The sequence below is a fragment of the Rhodoligotrophos defluvii genome (assembly GCF_005281615.1).
GTDB classification, from domain to species: Bacteria; Pseudomonadota; Alphaproteobacteria; order Rhizobiales; family Im1; genus Rhodoligotrophos; species Rhodoligotrophos defluvii.
On sequence record NZ_SZZM01000006.1, the window covers coordinates 159,068 to 174,693 of the forward strand.

A 15,626-nucleotide genomic window follows, 5' to 3' on the forward strand; every position below is an offset into this window, starting at 1 on the left:
GGCCGCCCGGATCCCGCGACCTACACTACAGAGGCCCTACCATGGACTGGCTGACCAGTGAGATCACCGCGCACAAGATCCCGATCGGCCAGTGGGGCAAGGCGTTTTTCGATTTTCTGACGACCTATCTCTACTGGTTTTTCGATGGGGTGGCGCTGGCGATCGAGCACACGCTGGATGCGGCCATCGCCGGCGCTTTATGGCTACCGCCTCTGGTGCTGGTGGCGCTGATCGCATTGCTCGCCTACGGCCTCCACCGCAGCTGGAAGCTGGCGGTGGGCGTCGCGCTCGGCCTTTTGTTCATCATCAACCAGGGCTATTGGCCGGAGACGGTGCAGACCCTTGCTTTGGTGCTGGGGGCAACGCTGGTGTCGCTGGCCATCGGCATACCGCTCGGGATTGCGGCGGCGCATCGGCCCTGGCTGTACCAGGCGCTGCGCCCGGTGCTGGACCTGATGCAGACGCTGCCCACTTTCGTCTATCTCATCCCTGCCCTGGTGCTGTTCGGACTGGGATTGGCGCCGGGGCTGATCGCCACGGTGGTGTTCGCCATCCCTGCCCCCATCCGCCTCACCCATCTCGGCATCACCTCCGTGCCGCGCAGCCTGATCGAGGCGGGCGAGGCCTTCGGGGCCACCCGGCGGCAGCTGCTGTGGAAGGTCGAGATCCCGCATGCCTGGCCCACCATCATGGCCGGCCTCACCCAATGCATCATGCTGTCCCTATCCATGGTGGTGATCGCCGCCCTGGTGGGCGCGGACGGGCTGGGCAAGCCGGTGGTGCGGGCGCTCAACTCGGTCAACGTGCCCATGGGGCTCGAAGCGGGTCTCGCCATCGTGGTGGTGGCGATCATCCTCGACCGCATATTCCGGGCGGAGGGGCGGCAGCCGGAGGGACAGGCGAAATGAATGCCGCTGCCGTCTCCTTCGAAAATGTCGACATTATTTTCGGCAAGCAGCCCGAGCGGGCGCTCGCGCTCTTGGACCAAGGGGCAAGCCGCGCCGAGGTCCTTGAACAGACCGGCACTGTCGTCGGGGTGGCCGACGCGAGCCTGGAGGTCGCAGAGGGCGAGATTTGCGTGCTGATGGGACTGTCAGGCTCGGGCAAGTCGACCCTGATCAGGGCGGTGAACGGGCTCAACAAGCCCGTGCGCGGCCGTGTGCTGGTGCGCGATGGCGGCGAGACCGTGGACGTCACCACCTGCTCCGGGCCGGAGCTGAGGCAAGTGCGCATGCATTGCGTCGCCATGGTGTTTCAGCAGTTCGCCCTTTTGCCGTGGCGGACGGTTGCCGAGAATGTAGGCTTTGGCCTGGAGCTTGCGGGGGTGCCGCAGAAGGAACGGCATGAACGGGTGCGCCAGCAGCTGAAGCTGGTCCATCTGGAGAAATGGGCCGACAAATATGCCCATGAGCTGTCCGGCGGCATGCAGCAGCGGGTGGGCCTCGCCCGCGCTTTCGCCACGAATGCGCCGATCCTCTTGATGGACGAGCCGTTCTCGGCGCTGGACCCGCTGATCCGGACGCACTTGCAGGACGAACTGCTGGAGTTCCAGAGAACCCTGCGCAAGACGATCCTGTTCGTGAGCCACGACCTGGACGAGGCGCTGAAGCTCGGCAATCGCATCGCCATCATGGAGGAAGCGCGCATCGTCCAGTGCAGCACGCCGCGCGACATCGTGCTGAAGCCCGCGAGTGACTATGTGGCGCAGTTTGTCGCGCATATGAATCCGCTGAACGTGCTGGACGGCTATGCCCTGATGACCCCGATCGAGAAAGCAGCACCCGAAGCGGCGGCGCGCGCAGCCAGCCTGCCGGCCATTCCCGCAGCAAGCTCGATGCGCGAGATCATCGATGTGCGACGCACGGCCGGCGGCGCGCTGGCGCTGACCGAGGGCGGCCGCATCATCGGCCTGGTCGGAGATGGCGAGATCTATGAAGGCCTGCTGCGCCGGGCAACCGCATCCTAACCTGCCTCTGCGATGTTTTTGAGATGATCGCGCATGCCGGACCTTGTCGCGGCCAGCGCAGAGGACTAAGAGTCCGCCCCGTCGAACCGACCGTATCGAGGGAAGCAGGAACCATGGGGCTGATCGCCGAGAGCCTGAAGCGGATCAAGCCGTCGCCGACCATCGCCGTCACCCAGAAGGCGCGCGACCTCAAGGCGCAGGGGCGGAACATCATCAGCCTGGGCGCAGGCGAACCGGATTTCGATACGCCGGAGAACATCAAGAACGCGGCCATAGATGCCATTCGCCGCGGCGAGACGAAATACACGGCCGTGGACGGCATCCCCGAGCTCAAGGCCGCCATCGTTTCCAAGTTCAAGCGCGAGAACGGGCTGATTTACGAGCCCGGCCAGATCACCGTCGGCTCGGGCGGCAAGCAGATCATCTATAACGCCATGATGGCGACGCTCAACCCGGGCGACGAGGTGATCGTGCCCACGCCCTATTGGGTGAGCTATCCCGACATCGCGCTTCTGGCCGGCGGAACGCCGGTGTTCGCCGAAACTCGTCTCGAGAACGGGTTCAAGCTGCAGCCGGACGTGCTGGAGCGGGCGATCACGCCAAAGACCAAATGGCTGATCTTCAACTCGCCCTCGAATCCGACCGGCGCCGCTTACACCTATGACGAGCTGAAGCAACTGACGGAGGTGCTCAAGCGGCACAAGCATGTGTGGGTCCTGTCGGACGACATGTACGAGCACCTCGTCTATGACGATTTCGAATTCGTCACCCCGGCGCAGGTCGAGCCGGAGCTCTATGAGCGCACGCTGACCATGAACGGCGTTTCGAAGGCCTATTGCATGACCGGCTGGCGCATCGGCTATGGGGGCGGCCCCAAGGAGCTGATCAGCGCAATGGCGAAGATCCAGTCGCAGTCCACCTCGAACCCGACCAGCGTCAGCCAATGGGCGGCGGTGGAGGCGCTGAACGGCCCGCAGGAGTTCATCGCCGAGCACAACATGGTGTTCAAGCAGCGGAGGGACCTGGTGGTCTCGATGCTCAACCAGAGCAAGGGTCTGCAATGCCCGACGCCGGAAGGCGCGTTCTATGTCTACCCTTCCTGCGCTGGGGCGATCGGCAAGACCACCTCGCGCGGCGTCTTCATCAGAACGGATGAAGACTTCGCCAGCGAGCTTTTGGAAGAGGAAGGCGTAGCGGTGGTCCACGGGGCGGCCTTCGGCATGTCGCCCTTCTTCCGCATCTCCTATGCAACCGCCACCTCGGCGCTAGAGGATGCTTGCCAGCGCATCCAGCGCTTCTGCGGCAGCTTGCGCTGACTCATCGCGTCAGCAGGGGGCTGGAGAATAGGCACTCTCCTGCTCCCGTGATCCGATTGCCATTTACTTTCTGGCGGGATCTTTGAGGCATACTGCAACTTATTGTTGTAAGTTTCAAGGGATGCCACCTTATGAACATGTTGAAATCTCTCGCCGTCGGCGTTGCCGCATCCGCGGTCATGGCGGCTTCGGCTTTTGCGGCCGATCTCTACATTCCAGGAGATCACGGGCACCGGGCGACGCCTGCTGCCGACTACTCGTCGTCTGGTTCGAGTGGTGGGACTCATGAGCCATCATCCTCGAGGTCATCCGCAAATGCCGGCGGCATGTCTTCTTCTCCCTCGTCCGCAGGCTCCAGCTATGCCGGCAGCAACGGCACCACGATGAACAAATCCGCTGCCGCGCCTCAGGGGACCGTACCATCCACGTCCAAGCAGGCTAGCTCGGATCTCTTAGGCAAGCCGGCCGATGCCATTGCCAACGCGGCGGCGGGTCTCCTTGGGAAGCAGATCGGCGCCCCATCCAGCAATGCTTCCTCCTCCGGTTCAACCAACGCGAAAAATGCGGGCACCACGGTCGGCAAGCCGGCCAGCAACGGGTCGACGGTCAATAACACGACGCTGACCAAGCCCGGCACCGGCGGCATGGTTCGGTTTGACTCGCAAGGCAAGCCGAATATCGGCGGCAAGGCGGGATCCGATCCAACCAAGGCCGCGTCCGCCTCGCCGGGGACCAGCACGGCACCCTCGTCCAGCACACCGGGCGCGGGCAGCACCGCACCGGCGGCGGGCGCAGTGCCGGGGGTTGCAACCGGGCCAGCTGCAGGAACCAATCCGTCCGGCAATCAAGTTGCCGGGACCACCCCTGCCACCAACACGCCGGAATCGCTGCTCAACAAGCAAGGAACCAAGGTCGGCCAGCTGAACTGCGACGTGGCCACAGGAGTCGGCCTGATCATCGGCTCGACTAAGAGGCTGGATTGCAGCTTTACCGGGCCAGGTCGTGCGCCTGAGCACTACACGGGCCATTTCGACACGCTCGGGCTCGATGTGGGCGTCACCGGCAAGTCGAAGATGAGCTGGGATGTGCTCGCGCCCGAAGGGGATAAGCTCGCCCCGGGATCGCTGGCGGGCACGTTCAGCGGTGCGAGCGCGCAGGCGACTGCTGGGGTCGGCGTCGGCGGCAAGACGCTGTTCCATGGCAATCGCAATGGCCTGAGACTGGCGCCGTCGGCGACCGGCAACAAGCAGACCGGGCTCGATGTGGCCGGCGGCGTCACCGCAATGACGCTGAACTATGCGGGCAAGTAAACCGCGCCGCCAAAGACATCGCCGCACCATGCCGAACCGTTCTATAAGGGCGGCATGGTGCAGCGAAAAATTCTGCTTGGCTGGGAGATGGGCTCCGGCCTCGGCCATGTGGTCCCGCTGAAGCTGATCGGCGAGGCCCTGAAGCGCCGGGGCCACGCGGTGGTCTATGGGGTGCAGAACAGCCGATCGGCGCTCGATATCGGCATAGAATGCCGAGAGATCCGGCAGGCACCCCACTGGACCCCGGGCGCTCGGCGCCCGCCCCTTCCCCCCGGCTATTCCGCCTTTACCTTCGGCCAGATCCTCGGTCTGTTCGGGATCGGCGAGGCGGAGGCGACCGCGCGCATGATACGCGAGTGGTCGCGCCTGCTCGAGGCAGAGAGGCCGGACGTGGTGATCAGCGATTTCGCACCGGGGCTCAACCTGGCTGCGCGTGGTCGCTACCCGTTGCTGGTGTTCGGCAACGGCTATACCCACCCGCCAGAGCATCTCGAGCGGTTTCCGCGGCTCTGGCGGACGGACGCCACGCCCTATTACGACGAAGACCGATTGCTCGACAGCCTGGATCGGGTGCTCGCGGCGGAAGGCCGCCCGCGGCTTTACCGCCTGCCAGCGATCATGGCGGGCCAGGCGAGCGCCGTGCGCACCTTCAGCCTGCTCGATCCCTACCGCGACTGGCGGCAGACGCCGCCGCTTGCCCCCATTCTCAGCCATGTGCCGCAGCCGCTTTCGCAGCTGGGCGATGAGGTGCTGTGCGCTGCCCTGCCCCGCTTCATGAGCAAGCCGGACTTTGTCGAAGGTCTGGCGCGGCTCGACCTGCCAGGCCGGCTGCTCGCGCACAATATGGGCGAGACGGGGTTGGACAAGCTTCGGGGAACGCCCTGGCAGGTGGAGCGGCAGGTGGTCGATCTCGGCGCGAGGCTGAGCGCCACCAGAATGGTGGTGGGTTATGGTGGGCTCGGCTTTGCCAGTCTGGCGCTCGCCGCTGGACTGCCGCAGCTGATCCTCTATACGGACAACGAAAAATATCTGACCGGCCGGGCGTTGCAACGGGCCGGGGTGGCCCGGGCGATCCACATCGACCGGCTCGATGCAGACACGTTCGTGAAAACGGTGGCGCGGCTGTACTTGGACCCCGCGGTGCAGGCGCGGGCACATGCGCATGCCATGGCCCTTGCCCCCGTGCTCGAGAAGGATCCGGTTGCCTCCGTGGTGGAAATGGCCTGCACCTTGCTTTGACAACCAGCGGCAAGCGTCAGATGCGTGTTCCTGTGTCGTGCTTTTGCCCGTTTTGGCGCTAGAATGGCAGCATAATCCTAATTCGGAGCACTTATCGAGATGAAGGCGTGGATCCGAAGCCTGAGCCTTGCCGTCGTCGCCCTCGGATTTGTCGCCGGGGCCGGGCGGACGGCTGACGCCCATCCCCATGTCTGGATCGAGAGCCGGTCCGATCTCGTGCTGGACGATGAAGGACGGATCACCGCGATCAACGTGGAATGGCGCTTCGACGAGATGTACAGCCTGGCCGCCGTCGAGGGGCTCGATGCGAACGGCGACGGCATTTACGAGGCCGAAGAGACCCAGTCGCTGGCCAAGGAGAATATCGAAGCCCTGAAGGAATACGACTATTTCGTGTATGCACAGGCCAATGGCCAGAAGGTGCCATATGGAGAGGTGACCGAATACGGCAATCTCTTCGCCAATGGCGTGCTGACCCTCTATTTCCGCGTGCCCTTGGCAACGCCTGTGGATCCCACCAATACGAACTTCACCTACTCCATCTACGATCCGTCATTCTACATCGCCATCGAGCTACCCAAGCAGGATCCCATCCAGGTGCTCGGCACCTTGGCTTCGCCCTGCCACATCAAGATATCCAAGAGTGCGGCCGAGGCGGAGAACTACCAGTATTCAGAGGATTTCTGGGATCAGGAGGCAAACAAGGGCATGGGCGCCATGTTTGCGCAGCCCATCTCCGTCGACTGCACGGCAACGGCCAAGAAGGCGGCCGACAGCACACAGCACTGATTGCTCTTCAGGCGGCGGCAAATCCGGTCTGCCGGGCTGCCGAATAGCGCCGGGCCGCGTCTCCGAAAGCGCGGAAGATCCTCACCGAAACGGGATTGTCGATGGCCTTATATTCGGGGTGCCACTGCACGCCCAGCACGAAGCCCTTGCCATCCCTGATGGAAACCGCCTCGATGGTGCCATCCTCGGCCGTGGCTTCCACCTTCAAACGCGGGGCGAGCCGGTCTATGGCCTGGCGATGGAGCGAATTGACCATGATGCGCTCGGCGCCGAGAATCTCGTGCAGCAAGCCGCCTCGTTCCAGGTTCACCACATGCCGTGGGCCATAGCGCTGGTCCAAGTCGTCCACCTTCGGTGCGCGATGATCCAGCCTTCCCTTGATGCGCTGGATCTCCGTGGCCAGGGTACCGCCGAGGACGACGTTGAGCTCCTGATAGCCGCGGCAGATGCAGAGAAGCGGCATGCCGCGAGCGACGGCCTTGCCGATGAGGGGGATGGTGGTATCGTCCCGCGCCTGGTCGTAAGGCTCATAATCGGAATGGGCGGAGGCGCCATAGCGGCTGGGATGGACGTTCGACAGCGCGCCGGTAAGGACGAGCCCGTCCAGTCGGTCGAGAAGGGAATCGAGATCGATCACTGAGGCAAGCGCCGGGATGACCAGGGGAATGCCCCCTGCGGCCTCCGCCACGGCCCGCACATATTTGTCGCCGATCGAATGAAACGGCACGTCCTTGTTATCTGCCGTGTCCGCCGGCAAGCCAATCAGAGGTTTCACCGCCCTGCTCCGATGCACGTCCCGCACCATGGATTAGCACGCCGCGCCCTGCTCGTCACTTGACGACAGCGCCGGAATTTGCGCTGTTCCCGCCGGGATGTACAGGGAAGGACGAATGGCATGACTTCACCGATCAAGGCATCGGATCTGTTCGACTTGCAGGGCGAGGTAGCACTGGTGACCGGCGCCTCGAGCGGCTTGGGCTGGCGCTTTGCCAAGGCTCTGGCTGCCAATGGCGCCAAGGTGGTGATCGGCGCCCGCAGGGTCGACCGGCTGCACGCGCTGGCCGAGGAGATCGCCGCAGGCGGCGGTGCGGCGCTCGCCGTGCCGCTGGACACCAGCGATGCGGGCTCGATCAAGGCCGCTTTCGACCAGGCCGAGCGAGCCTTCGGCACGGTGACCATCGTGGTGAACAATGCGGGGGTTTCCGGAAACAAGCGGACCATCGATGTGAGCGCGGAGGACTGGCGCGGCGTCATTTCCGTCAATCTCGACGGGGTGTGGTACACCGCGCATGAAGCCATAAAGCGGATGATCGCCGCCGGCAAACCGGGCTCGATCATCAACATCGCCTCAATTCTCAGCTTCCGCGCATCAAAGACCCTCGCGGCCTATGCGGCATCCAAAGGCGGCGTGCTGCAGCTCACGCGCGCGCTGGCGGTAGAATTCGCCCGCAACGGCATAAGGGTGAACGCCATCGCGCCGGGCTATATCGAGACCGAGATGAACAGCGATTTCTTCAAGACGGAGAAGGGCGAGTACCTGAAGCGCGGCATTCCGCAAAACCGGATCGGCGACCCTAGCGAGTTGGATGGGGCTCTGCTGCTGCTGGCTTCGCCGCGCGCCTCGTCGTTCATGACCGGCTCGGTGGTGACGGTCGATGGCGGGCAATCGATTTCCCTCGATCACTAGGGGCGGTCAGAGCCATCCCCGTGACTGTTTTGTGACTCCACTCCCGGCGGCAAAGGGTGTAGCTGACCAGCCATGATTGCCGTCACAAGCCAGCTCGCCACTGCAGCGCCAGGCCAGCCATGACCGTATCCTATGCCGCGGCCCTGCTGGCGGGCGCGATCAGCTTCCTGAGCCCATGCGTGCTGCCGCTGGTGCCGCCATATCTCTGCTTCATCGCCGGCACCTCGCTCGAGGAAATGGCCGATAAGCAGGCGTCGCCGCGCGTGACGGCGCGGGTGATGCTGGCCGCACTTCTGTTCGTGCTGGGCTTTGCGACGGTGTTCGTGATGCTCGGGGCGACCGCCTCGGCCATCGGCCAGCTCGTCCGCGAATACCTGTGGCTGCTCGCGCAGATCGCCGGCGTGGTGATCATCATCATGGGCCTGCACTTCCTCGGCCTGTTCCGGATCCCAATCCTCAATCGGGAGGCACGCTACCATCACGAGAGCCGGCCGGCAGGCCTGATCGGCGCCTATGTGGTGGGACTCGCCTTCGCCTTCGGCTGGACACCGTGCATCGGACCGGTGCTCGCCGCCATTCTAACCCTGGCCGCGGCGGAAGACAGCGTTACCCGCGGCGCCGTGCTGCTCGGCGTCTATTCGCTGGGTCTGGGCATTCCGTTTCTCGCCTCCGCAGCCGCCATCAGGGCGTTTCTCACATTCATGCAGCGATTCCGGCGCCATATCGGCACGGTAGAGAAGGTCATGGGCGGGCTGTTGGTGCTGGCCGGCATCATGTTCCTGACGGGTACGATGACCGCGTTCTCGTTCTGGCTGCTCGAGACTTTCCCGGCGCTCGGCCGGATCGGGTGATCAAGGCTCCCCGACGGGAGGGCAGCGCCCATCCACCCCATGGACGAACGGGCCGTTTCTGCTTACAAGGCGCTGCTGATTTTCTTTCGCTGAGGACCGAGCCCAATGAGCCGCATCGTCCATTTGAACGGCGCCTATCTGCCCGAGCAGGACGCCAAGGTTTCCATTTTCGATCGCGGCTATGTGTTCGCCGACGGCGTTTACGAGGTGACGGCGGTCATCGACGGCAAGCTCGTGGACTTCGAACCCCATGTGCAGCGCCTCGAGCGGTCGCTGCGCGAGCTGGCGATGGCCTGGCCATGCAGCAAGGATGAGCTGCGGGAGGTGCATCAAGAGCTCGCCAGGCGCAATAATGTCACCGAGGGCGTGGTCTATATGCAGGTGACCCGCGGGGTGGCCGAGCGGGATTTCGCCTTTCCCAAGGACGTTCCCAGCACGCTGATGGCCTTCACCCAGCACAAGTCGCTGCTCGACAGCCCCCATGCCGCCAACGGGGTCAAGGTGATCAGCGTGCCGGACATCCGGTGGAAGCGCCGCGACATCAAGTCCATCGCCCTGCTGCCCCAGTGCATTGGGAAGCAGCAGGCTGCGGAGGCCGGCGCCTTCGAGGGCTGGATGGTGGAGGACGGCCTCGTGACCGAAGGCACCTCGTCCACCGCCTATATCGTTCGGGATGGCCGGGTGATCACCCGTCCGCTGTCCCAGGCCATTCTGCCGGGCGTCACGCGCAAGTCGCTGATAAGACTTGCCACAGAGGAGAGGGTCGTGGTGGAGGAGCGGCCGTTCACGCTCGAGGAGGCCTATGCGGCCGACGAGGCTTTCCTCACCAGCGCCTCCACCTTCGTCATGCCGATCGTCGCGATCGACGGGCGGGCGATCGGTTCCGGCAAGCCTGGTCCCGTGGCCACATCGCTGCGGAAGATCTATCTCGATGCCGCACGCAGCTAACCTGCAAGCCACCCGCTCCTGCGCATGAACCAAGCCGCGCCAGCCTTCTGCAAGACTGAGCCGGCGCCGCATCGGCAGCAGGCGGATTGCTGGCATGCTCCTTGCCTTGGCCCCGGGGACACTGTGCCATCGCGGCACGCGAACCAGGAGGGGCGCGATGACGAGCGCGAGCTCTGCCGAAAAGCTGACAGCCTTCTCGCGATCCGGAGCCGTCGGCTCAAGGCTCGACTATTCCTCGGCAGTCGTGAATCCGCCCGCGCTGCCCATTGATCTCATGGCGTCCTTCGGGCCCTGGCGCATTGCGGCCTACCGGAGCTTCGCACCCGTCGAGCAGCAGTGGCGTGCCCTGGAACAGACCGCCATTGGCTTTCCGTTCCAACATTTCGACTGGCTCAACATCTGGCATGAGCAGATCGGCCGCCCTTCCGGCGCAGATCCGTTCATCGTGCTGGTGACCGATGAAAGCGGCCGGCCTGTCATGGTCCTGCCGCTCGTCATCGAGCGGGTCTTGGGCATCCGCAGGCTCGCGGCCATGGGCGACCCGGTCTGCGATTATCATGGCCCGCTCATTGCGCCGGATCTTGCCACCCAACTGACGCCTGGCGCCGTTCGTACGCTGCTCGATCACATCTTGCGGCTCGCCTCGGCGGATTATGTACTCTTGACCCGGATTCCACCGCAGCTCAGCGGTGGGATCGCCAACCCGTTCGCCGCCTTGAAGCTGCAGCCGTTCAGCGCGTCTGCACATCGCACCAGCCTCGGCGCCGACTGGGAGAGCTTCTATGCGGCGCGGCGCAGCACGAAGACCCGCCGCCGCTTCCGGGAAAAGGAGAAGGCGCTCGCCAAGCTCGGGCCGATCAGCTTCGAGATCGTCACCGCGCCCTCCGAGCGGTTGGCTTTGGCCGCTGAGATGATGGCGCTGAAGGCCAGCCAGCTGCAGGCGACCGCCGGCACGTTCAATACATTCGCAGACACGCATGTGCAGAACTTCTTCCGTGCGGTGGCCAGCGACCCAGCGGTGGCGAACGTGTACATGTTCAGGCTCAAAGTCGGTAACAGGCTTGCGGCAGCTACGGCCGGTCTGCTGCAGAATAGCTGTTTTTACTATCAAGTCCCGGTTTATCCGGATGGCGAGCTCCAGCGTTATTCACCCGGTAATCTTCTGCTGCACAAGATCATGGCATGGGCCATCGACCAGGGCTGCACCCATTTCGATTTCACCATTGGCGACGAACCCTACAAGCTGGACTGGTGCGAGGAGACCTGGATTTTGGGGTGCGGTGCCTGGACCGGGACTTTGCGCGGCCGTATCGGCGCCGGAATCGCGTTGGCGGAGATCGCGGCGAAGCGGCGCGTGAAGCAGAGCCCAAAGCTCATGGCGGGTGCCGTGCGCCTGCGCAACCTCTTGGGGCGCCTGCGCGCCCGGCATGGTTCTTGATACGCCATTCCGTAGATGTGTCCCGGTGGTACAGCCGGATTGAGCCAAAAGAGCCAGGACTCGCAGACATGACCGCCCGAGCCTTCTCCAGTGAGCCTCTTGTGAGCGATGAGGGCGAGGTGCTGTTGGTCCGGCGGCAAGCGCTCAGCGATACCACCGTTCATGCGCTCACCCCTGCCGAGTGGGACATCCTTGCCCAGCAGTTTCGGGACGTGGTGCCGGAACAGACTGCTGTTTACGCCTGCGCCCGCTGGGGGGAGAAGCGGGTTCGCTGTCTTTCGGTCACGCAATCGGGCCAGCTGATCGGCGGTGCCGTGCTGATCGATTTTACCGTGCCGCTCGTGAGGCGCGGCCTATCGGTGATCAAGTTCGGACCACTTTGGCGCAGGCAGCAGGAGCCGGACGACGCGGCTCGACTGGCGAATGTCGTCAGCGCGCTTCAGCAGCAAGTCGCCATCGAGGACAAGCGCTGCCTCGTCATAAATCCGCTGCCCGATCCGCTGGCCGAAGGCCGAATGGCGGACGTGCTCCAGGCGCACGGCTTCTGGCATTGCGGCAGCACGGCAGATCCGGCGCGATATCTCGTCAATCTCGGAATCGATCTCGATGCGCAGCGGGCCAGCTTGCATGGCAAGTGGCGCTACAACCTCAAAAAGGCGCAGAGCAATCGGCTTGACGTAGGGGTCGAGGAAGGCGAGGCCGGACTTAGCGCCTTCATGGCGTTGTATGATGCCATGCTTTCACGCAAGCGGTTCCATGATCGATCCGCAATCGACGCGCTGCCGGCGATGCTGCAAGCGGATGTTCCGTCGCTGCGGCCGGAAATCGTGATCGCACGGCTGGACGGCCGACCGACAGCCGGTGCCGTGATCAGCCGGGCCGGCGATCGCGCCATTTACCTGTTCGGGGCGAGCGATGAGCGCGCCCTTCCGGCAAAGGCCGGCTATGCCTTGCACTGGTGGATCGTCGAGCGCCTGACCGGCAGCGGATGCCTTTGGTATGATCTCGGCGGCGCCGAGGGTGATGCCGGCCTCGCCCAGTTCAAGCGGCAATTCGTCGGCGCACGCGGCGTCATCACCAAGCGGCTCGATGAGTTTGCCTTTGCCGCCGATCCGGCGAGCCGGCTGCTCGCGAAGGCCGCCTTCACGCTGCGTGAAGCCAAACGCCGCTGGCCCGGGCGCGCCGAGGCCACGAGCGGATGAAACAGATCAGCGGTTCGCGCCTGCTCACCTTGTCCGCCACCTTGATCGGGGCGCGCATTGCGGGCGCCGGCCTCACCTTCCTGACCCAGATCCTGATCGCGCGCTGGCTGGGCGCCGATACCCTTGGCCAATACGCGGTCGCCATGTCGCTTGGCGGTGTGCTCGCGATCCTGGCGGCCGGCGGGTATCCCTCCATCGCCCAGCGCTACATCTCCCGTTACCGGGTGGATCAGCGGCCGGACCTCAGCGCCGGCTTCACCAGCTCCGGGCTGCGCAACCTGTTCTTGGGTTCGGCCGGTCTGATCGTCCTTACGTGGGCGGGACTGTGGCTGACGGCCGGCGAGCGCAGCCCCGACTACAGCCTGGCGCTGGCCGTCGGCGCCCTGATCGCGCCGGCCATGGCCATGCTCAATTTCCATGGCGGCGTCTGCAATGCCTTTCGACGGCCGTTTCTCGGCTTTCTCCCGGATACGCTGCTACGTCCGGTGCTGTTCATCGCCGTTGTCGCGGTGGTGAACCTTGCCCTTGCCGCAAGCGCTTCCGCAACCGAGCTGATGGTGATGAATCTCGGGGTCGTGATCGTCGCGGCCATGCTGCAGTGGATCGTGATGCGCCGGGAGGCGCTGCTGCCCCGCCGGAGGGCACGGCGCGCCTACGAGACGGCCCAATGGCGCAAATCCGCCCTTCCACTGGTCCTGGCGGTTTTGTTCACCAACTACTTCATCGAGATCGACATCCTTCTGCTCAGCACACTGATGGCGCCAGAGCAGATCGCGGTGTTCAACATCTGTGTGCGGTTCACCGCCTTCATCGTGTTCGCACTCCAGTCGGTCAATCAGATCGCCCTGCCCGATCTCGCCGATGCGCACGCACGCACCGACGGCGGCGGCGTCATGCAGGCGCTGGCCCGGGCCAATTTTGCGGGTGTGGGGCTTGCGGTGTCGGCGACGATTGGGCTGGTGCTGCTCGGGCAGCCGATCCTGAGCATGATCGGCCCGCAGTTTGCGGGTGGCTACAAGCTGCTGGTCCTGCTCGCCATCGCCCAGGTGGCCCGCGCGAGCCTCGGCTCGGCATCCGTTCAGCTGCTCACGGTCACCGGGCATCAGGTGAAGGTGCTCCCGAGCCTCGGAGTCGGCCTGGCGGTGCTCATCATCCTCAATTTCGTGCTGGTGCCCCGATTCGGCCTGGAAGGCGCCGGCCTTGCCATGCTGGTCTCGATCATCCTGTGGTCGGCCTCGCTCGCCGTGGTGGCGCATCGGGTGACCGGCTATGACGTGACCTTGTGGACGCCGCTGCGGCAGCTGGTTGCCAGGCATTTCGCCAGGACGGCCTGATCCGCGCCCAGCCTCTGTCGTCCGCGTCCGCCGCAAAAGCGCCGCAAGCTTGTCCTGTTAATGTTCACGCGCACTGTATGCGAGCGACTGTCCGTTTCGGTACGGAAATGCTAATCTTGTGGCGCATTGAGTGAGCCGAGGCACGAGTATGACACAGCACGCCACGCCGGCCGTTCTGGATTTGGGAGAACTGGATGGCGTGCTTCTGGCGTTCGGGGGCGTTGACGGCAATCTCGATGCGCTCGAGGCCCTGCTGAAGGTGGCCGCCGAGCAGGGCATTCCCTTTACCCGCCTTGTCCACACGGGCAGCGTGGCCCCGTTTTGCGCCGAACCTGCCGCCTGCGCCACGCGGCTTGCCGAGCTCGGCATCGCCGCCGTGAAAGGCGCTTTCGAGGTGGACGCACCTCAGTTGGTTCGCGGTGATACGGACGGTCTTTCCGATGCGCTTGCGCCCGGTTGGCGGCGCCTCATCGATGACGGCTTGCCGAATGAGGTGGTGCGGTGGATGGAAGCGCTGCCGAGCGAGATCGTCTTCACCTATGGCGGCCACAGCTTCCGCATCGTGCACGGCGGTGTGACCAGCATGGAGAAGCTGCTGTTCTGGTCGTCGCCCGGTCCCGCCTTCGATGCCGAACTGGAGCTCTCCGGCACGGATGTGGTGATCGCCGGCCGCTCCGGCTTTCCGTTCACCCGGTTGTTCCCACGCCCGAGCGGACGAGAGCGTGCCTGGCACAACCCCGGCAGCCTGGGCCTGCCGCCCAATGACGGCACGCCACGGCTGTGGATGTCTCTCATCCGTGCAAGCCGCAGCGGCCTCAGCTTCGAGCACCTGCCATTGGCTTATGACTACCGGAGGGCGGCGTCACGCTTGCGGCGGCTCTGCGGCGACGAGGATTTCGCCCGTAGTCTCGAAACCGGGCTGTGGCCGAGCCTCGAGGAGGTCCCGCAGGGCGAGCGCCGACGCCGCGGCAAGCCTTTCGAGCCGCAGACCATCAGCCTCGGTACGACCGATGACCTGCAGGCGCGAGGCCAGGCCGGCGATGCTCTCATGCGACGTCAATAGGTGTGCAGGAGATCGGCTGCTGGCGCGTGATACGGGTAGGCGTCCGGCGCAACGCCCTGGACAAATCTATGAAGCTCGTCATGCCCGTAAATCTCATGGAGGGCATCGAGAAAACCAAGCTGCTCCTTGAGCTTCAGCTGATCCCAATTGGCCCTCGCCAGCGTCGTCCTTTCCGCCAGATGTTCATCCGCCGGCCGAATGCCTCCCGGAGCTTCCGGCACAGTATCGAGAAAGGAGAAGGCCTGCCGAATTCTGCTGGAATGATCAGGACTGCCCCAGCCCAATTCTTTCAGGTGGGAAACTCGCTGACTCGAGGTGAAATCGTACCAATGGTTTCTCGTATATTCCTCATTGGCCAGTGACGGTCCGTAGAGGCGAGGCGGGCATAACTCGGAGGGAATGACCCGGTCCAAGATGTATGTGTCGAAAAGAACCTTCAGTGCGTGCATATTAAAAGACACATTAAAATCAATTAAGCTCGAA

Annotated in this window: 15 protein-coding genes; 13 read left to right on the forward strand and 2 right to left on the reverse strand. The window is 64.2% G+C overall.

Annotation, left to right across the window (positions count from 1 at the left end; translation table 11 throughout):
* Positions 1 to 41: 41 nt before the first annotated feature.
* The 6 genes from choW (at position 42) to E4P09_RS21815 (ending at position 6,620) form a co-directional block, all read left to right on the forward strand.
* Positions 42 to 908: a choline ABC transporter permease subunit gene (gene choW, locus E4P09_RS21790; RefSeq protein ID WP_137391753.1), complete on the forward strand. Its 867-nt coding sequence runs from the start codon at positions 42 to 44 to the stop codon at positions 906 to 908.
* Entirely contained in the window at positions 905 to 1,966 is a 1,062-nt protein-coding gene (gene choV / locus E4P09_RS21795; RefSeq protein WP_137391754.1) for a choline ABC transporter ATP-binding protein, read from the forward strand. Before choW ends, choV begins: the two co-directional genes overlap by 4 nt.
* Before the next feature lie 113 nt (positions 1,967 to 2,079).
* Positions 2,080 to 3,282: a pyridoxal phosphate-dependent aminotransferase gene (locus E4P09_RS21800; protein WP_137391755.1), complete on the forward strand. Its 1,203-nt coding sequence runs from the start codon at positions 2,080 to 2,082 to the stop codon at positions 3,280 to 3,282.
* A gap of 131 nt (positions 3,283 to 3,413) precedes the next feature.
* A complete protein-coding gene (locus E4P09_RS21805) occupies positions 3,414 to 4,592 on the forward strand; it encodes a DUF992 domain-containing protein (RefSeq protein WP_137391756.1) in 1,179 nt (392 codons plus the stop codon).
* A gap of 54 nt (positions 4,593 to 4,646) precedes the next feature.
* The gene (locus E4P09_RS21810) at positions 4,647 to 5,831 is read left to right on the forward strand and encodes a glycosyltransferase family protein (protein ID WP_137391757.1); all 1,185 of its coding nucleotides are present in this window, start codon (positions 4,647 to 4,649) and stop codon (positions 5,829 to 5,831) included.
* A gap of 99 nt (positions 5,832 to 5,930) precedes the next feature.
* Entirely contained in the window at positions 5,931 to 6,620 is a 690-nt protein-coding gene (locus E4P09_RS21815; RefSeq protein WP_137391758.1) for a DUF1007 family protein, read from the forward strand.
* A 7-nt stretch (positions 6,621 to 6,627) separates the two neighbouring features.
* Here the strand turns inward: E4P09_RS21815 and E4P09_RS21820 are convergent, their stop codons facing one another.
* Complete coding sequence (locus tag E4P09_RS21820; RefSeq protein WP_239025308.1) at positions 6,628 to 7,395, reverse strand: gamma-glutamyl-gamma-aminobutyrate hydrolase family protein; 768 nt, start codon at positions 7,393 to 7,395, stop codon at positions 6,628 to 6,630.
* 120 nt (positions 7,396 to 7,515) lie between these two features.
* Between E4P09_RS21820 and E4P09_RS21825 the strand changes: the two genes are divergently transcribed.
* The 7 genes from E4P09_RS21825 to E4P09_RS21855 all read left to right on the forward strand — a co-directional run bounded on the left by E4P09_RS21825 (position 7,516) and on the right by E4P09_RS21855 (position 15,143).
* Positions 7,516 to 8,307, forward strand: coding sequence for an SDR family NAD(P)-dependent oxidoreductase (locus E4P09_RS21825; RefSeq protein ID WP_137391760.1), 792 nt, complete (start codon positions 7,516 to 7,518; stop codon positions 8,305 to 8,307).
* A gap of 119 nt (positions 8,308 to 8,426) precedes the next feature.
* Positions 8,427 to 9,158 (forward strand): cytochrome c biogenesis CcdA family protein, encoded by a 732-nt coding sequence (locus tag E4P09_RS21830; protein ID WP_137391761.1) that lies wholly within the window; start codon positions 8,427 to 8,429, stop codon positions 9,156 to 9,158.
* 105 nt (positions 9,159 to 9,263) lie between these two features.
* Positions 9,264 to 10,106 carry a D-amino-acid transaminase gene (locus E4P09_RS21835; RefSeq protein WP_137391762.1) on the forward strand — a complete coding sequence of 281 codons (843 nt, stop codon included), beginning with the start codon at positions 9,264 to 9,266 and terminating at the stop codon, positions 10,104 to 10,106.
* Positions 10,107 to 10,263: 157 nt separating this feature from the next.
* Entirely contained in the window at positions 10,264 to 11,544 is a 1,281-nt protein-coding gene (locus E4P09_RS21840) for a GNAT family N-acetyltransferase (protein ID WP_170984564.1), read from the forward strand.
* A 68-nt stretch (positions 11,545 to 11,612) separates the two neighbouring features.
* Positions 11,613 to 12,746 (forward strand): lipid II:glycine glycyltransferase FemX, encoded by a 1,134-nt coding sequence (locus E4P09_RS21845; protein WP_170984565.1) that lies wholly within the window; start codon positions 11,613 to 11,615, stop codon positions 12,744 to 12,746.
* A complete protein-coding gene (locus E4P09_RS21850) occupies positions 12,743 to 14,080 on the forward strand; it encodes a lipopolysaccharide biosynthesis protein (RefSeq protein ID WP_137391765.1) in 1,338 nt (445 codons plus the stop codon). Before E4P09_RS21845 ends, E4P09_RS21850 begins: the two co-directional genes overlap by 4 nt.
* A gap of 148 nt (positions 14,081 to 14,228) precedes the next feature.
* Positions 14,229 to 15,143, forward strand: coding sequence for a metallophosphoesterase family protein (locus E4P09_RS21855; RefSeq protein WP_137391766.1), 915 nt, complete (start codon positions 14,229 to 14,231; stop codon positions 15,141 to 15,143).
* Here the strand turns inward: E4P09_RS21855 and E4P09_RS21860 are convergent.
* Complete coding sequence (locus tag E4P09_RS21860) at positions 15,137 to 15,592, reverse strand: hypothetical protein (protein WP_137391767.1); 456 nt, start codon at positions 15,590 to 15,592, stop codon at positions 15,137 to 15,139. The two genes, E4P09_RS21855 and E4P09_RS21860, sit on opposite strands and share 7 nt — an antisense overlap.
* Between the last annotated feature and the right edge of the window lie 34 nt (positions 15,593 to 15,626).